Annotated in this window: 3 protein-coding genes; 2 read left to right on the forward strand and 1 reads right to left on the reverse strand. The window is 45.1% G+C overall.

Annotated features, from left to right (window positions below; translation table 11 throughout):
- Positions 1 to 151: 151 nt before the first annotated feature.
- A complete protein-coding gene (locus tag RMO52_RS19155) occupies positions 152 to 1,453 on the reverse strand; it encodes a hypothetical protein (protein WP_310417432.1) in 1,302 nt (433 codons plus the stop codon).
- A 92-nt stretch (positions 1,454 to 1,545) separates the two neighbouring features.
- Between RMO52_RS19155 and rppA the strand changes: the two genes are divergently transcribed.
- Together rppA and rppB are read left to right on the forward strand one after the other, a co-directional pair.
- Positions 1,546 to 2,238 (forward strand): two-component system response regulator RppA, encoded by a 693-nt coding sequence (gene rppA / locus RMO52_RS19160; protein ID WP_310417435.1) that lies wholly within the window; start codon positions 1,546 to 1,548, stop codon positions 2,236 to 2,238.
- Between the two features lie 45 nt (positions 2,239 to 2,283).
- Positions 2,284 to 3,575, forward strand: a 1,292-nt coding sequence (gene rppB, locus RMO52_RS19165) for a two-component system sensor histidine kinase RppB (protein WP_310417438.1), incomplete at its 3' end; no start/stop codon positions are given.

Raw genomic sequence — 3,575 nt, forward strand, 5'->3', positions numbered from 1 at the left:
GGAAAGTTTAACTGCTACGTTTCTAGTGGGCAAATCCCCCTGCTTGGTGCAAGCCATGGGTCGGGAACCTCCGCGTGGTTGCATCCGCTCAATCCCCCTTAAAAAGGGGGACTTTAAAGCCCCCTTTTTAAGGGGGTTGGGGGATACAGATCTAAAAACGAAGCCCAGTCGATTTGTGTCCTTGCCACCGCCAGCAGCAGACTAAATAAATAATTTCAGACATCGCACCGATGGACATGCCGATTGCCGCTGCAATCGCGCCTGGTTGTCCCCCATTTACGCCCAAATAGGTGACGGTTAACATGGAGATCGATCCTACCCAAGTGGCTTGATTTACGACCCAAGTACGTCTTTCACTAACTAAAAACCCCTGAATCGCATTTTGTAAAGCAACGAATAAGGGGATCGCCGCACAGATCGATATTACTGGGCGCACCTTGAGGATTAACTCAGCATCCTTACCGACAAACCAACCAATAGCGGTTTCACTTGCCGGGGTATTACTAACTATTAATAAGATTAACGAGCAAACTATGCCGACACTAAATGCAAACGTTACTAATAATCGATCGGGTATTAATTTGCGATTGCGAATGACTATTTGCTGTACCATTCTCGTCGAGTTAGCAATTACCAATACCAATCCCCAAGCAGCAGGCCAAGCAGCTAAAGCGATCGCCCCATCGCTCGCCCGCGCCACGATCCCGACTAATACCACCCGCGCCCCCCATACTAACATCATCGAACCGCCTAAAGGAACGTAAAATTTCCAGACGCCCATTAAATCTTGTGGTAATTCCGGTTGAGAAATTACTGTAGGCAGTTCAGTTATTCCGAGTTTTTTTGCTAAATAAGTAACGGCGATTGCTTCGGCAATCACCCCCAATACTAAACTCGTACCTGCGACGATCGTTCCCGATATTTGTAATCCAAATCCCCCCGCCAGAATCCCCCCAACAGTTAACAAGCGAATAATACTAGCTTGGGCGACAGCTTGACTCTGCCCGTAATGAATTAATAATCCTTGAAAATATCTGCGCCAGCCGATCGCAAACGGCCATAAAATCGCGATCGCCAGTACCGATCTAATCGCCCCACTCAAACTCGGATCGACACCCAAAAATCTTTCGCCAACAACTGTAAATACCCACGGAATTGCTGTCATTGCTAATAGCAAACTCATCAATCCACTTGCAATTATGGTGAACTTCCATAGCGCGCGACGCGATGCTTGGGTAGGAGCGAGCGCATTACTCGCATGGAGCAACATAATAATCGGACTTTCACAAAAAATAGCGATCGATTTGGCAACACCCACCGCTGCAATATTTGTTCTAGCGTTGGGTAAATGGGCGAGGGTAGTAGTAGTTAATGGATCTCCCAATGCCATCGTCACATCTGATAAGGATAGGGGTAAGAATTCTTGCCAGAGTAGCATTAATTGACGATTCATTTCATACACCACGTTTATTTGTTAATTTAATTTCATCTTCATTTCATCTCAGTGCGCTAAGATAGAAGATTAAGACAGGTTTCATCCTCATTATGAAAATCCTCCTAATTGAAGACGAACCAGATTTGGGATCTACGATTCAAAAAAGCCTGTCACATCATCAATATATAGTCGATTGGGCGATCGATGGACAATCTGGCTGGGAATATTTAACGATCGATCCGACTATTTATGCCCTGGCGATCGTCGATTGGATGCTACCGAAACTATCGGGAATCGAACTTTGTCAGCGATTGCGATCGCACAATTATACCCTACCGATTTTGATGCTCACAGCCAAAGATCGGATGGAAGATAAAATAACTGGATTGGATGCGGGAGCGGACGACTATCTCGTCAAACCTTTTGGTATGGCCGAACTTTTAGCCAGAATGCGCGCCCTTCAGCGTCGCGCTCCGACATTTAAACCCGACCGATTGCAATTGGGAAATATGGAATTAGACTATGGTAATAATGGCATTTTAGTTACCGATAAACAGGGTAGTCTGAGTCAGATAACGCTAACAGCAAAGGAATTTCAACTCTTAGAATATCTGATGCAGCATCCTAATATAACCCTGACTCACGAGCGGATTCGCAGTCGAATTTGGTCGATCGATTCTGATGCTGCGAGTAACGTCGTCGCCGCCCAAATTCGCCTGTTACGCAAGAAGTTATCCGAATCCGGCTGCTCACCCACCATCGAAACCATACGCGGCTTTGGCTATCGGCTCATCTGCAATTAACTCGATTTTGTCAAGCCTCAGTTTATGACTATTAACTATTAATTAATGCTCCCAGATCGACTATTTAAGCGTACCCGTTTGCAACTAACTGGATTTTATGCGATCGTTATCGGTTTAATTACATCGATTTCTGGTTATGGACTTCATTTAGGCATGATTCGAGTATTCGAGCGATCGGTCGATCGGGAACTAAATACTTTAGCTGGCACCATCCATGACACGCTCGAAACAGGGTTGAGACAACCAGAAACACTCGATGCGGATGCAGCAAAATTATTACCAGGATTGTGTGTAGTAGACGGAGAATGTTCGCCAAATAATTATGAATCTAAAATCAAAGAATTAACCGAACAACAAGGTTACTGTATTCGTTTATTAAATTTAAACGGTCGCGCGATCGCCAATCTTGGTAAAGCAAAACATCAGTTTGCCGATAAAGTACCAATAACGACATGGGCAACAGTTACCGATAATCGCGGCGAACGCTATCATATTCACACCCTCAAACTTAAAACAATCGATCGACGAGATTGGGGATATCTGCAAGTTGCCCAATCATTTAGGATGCTAGACGACTACATGCACAGTCTACATACGATCCTCCTAGTTGGTATTCCGATCGGCATGTTAGCAATCGGTGGCGCGAGTTGGTGGCTATCTGGACTGGCAATGCGTCCAATTTTAGCATCTTACCAGCGGATTCAACAATTTACCGCCGATGCCGCTCACGAGCTAAGAACGCCTTTATCTGTGATGACAATTGCAGTAGAAGGTGCCTTAAATACAGATCCGATCGATGCAGACATGCAAAATAATCTCGAAATAACCGATCGCCAAATTCAGCATCTTTCCCATTTAGCGGAAGATTTATTGTGGCTATCGCGATTGGAAGCCAATCAACTACCGCTAAACTTTCAACCTTGTTGTGCGAACGATCTAGTCAGCGATCTAGAAGAAGAACTAGCACCCCTAGCTGTGGCTAAAAATATCGATTTGCGGCTAGAAATAGCTGGAGATCGATCGATCTATATCAACGGTGATAGTGACAGACTATATCGAGCAGTGGCTAATCTCATCGACAATGCGATTAAATGTACCCTCACAGGCGGCACGGTAATAATTAGCCTCGAATCGCTCGATCGGATGGCAATTATTAGCGTACAAGATAATGGCATTGGTATTGCCACAGCAGATCTACCCCAAATATTCGATCGCTTTTATCGAGTCCGCGCAGATCGAGCGCGAACTACAGGTGGTACGGGATTGGGATTAGCAATTGTCAAGGCAATTATATCGGCACATCATGGCACGATTCAAGTCCAGAGTCATCTCGATCG

The organism is Chamaesiphon sp. OTE_8_metabat_110, assembly GCF_031382685.1.
GTDB lineage: Bacteria > Cyanobacteriota > Cyanobacteriia > Cyanobacteriales > Chamaesiphonaceae > Chamaesiphon.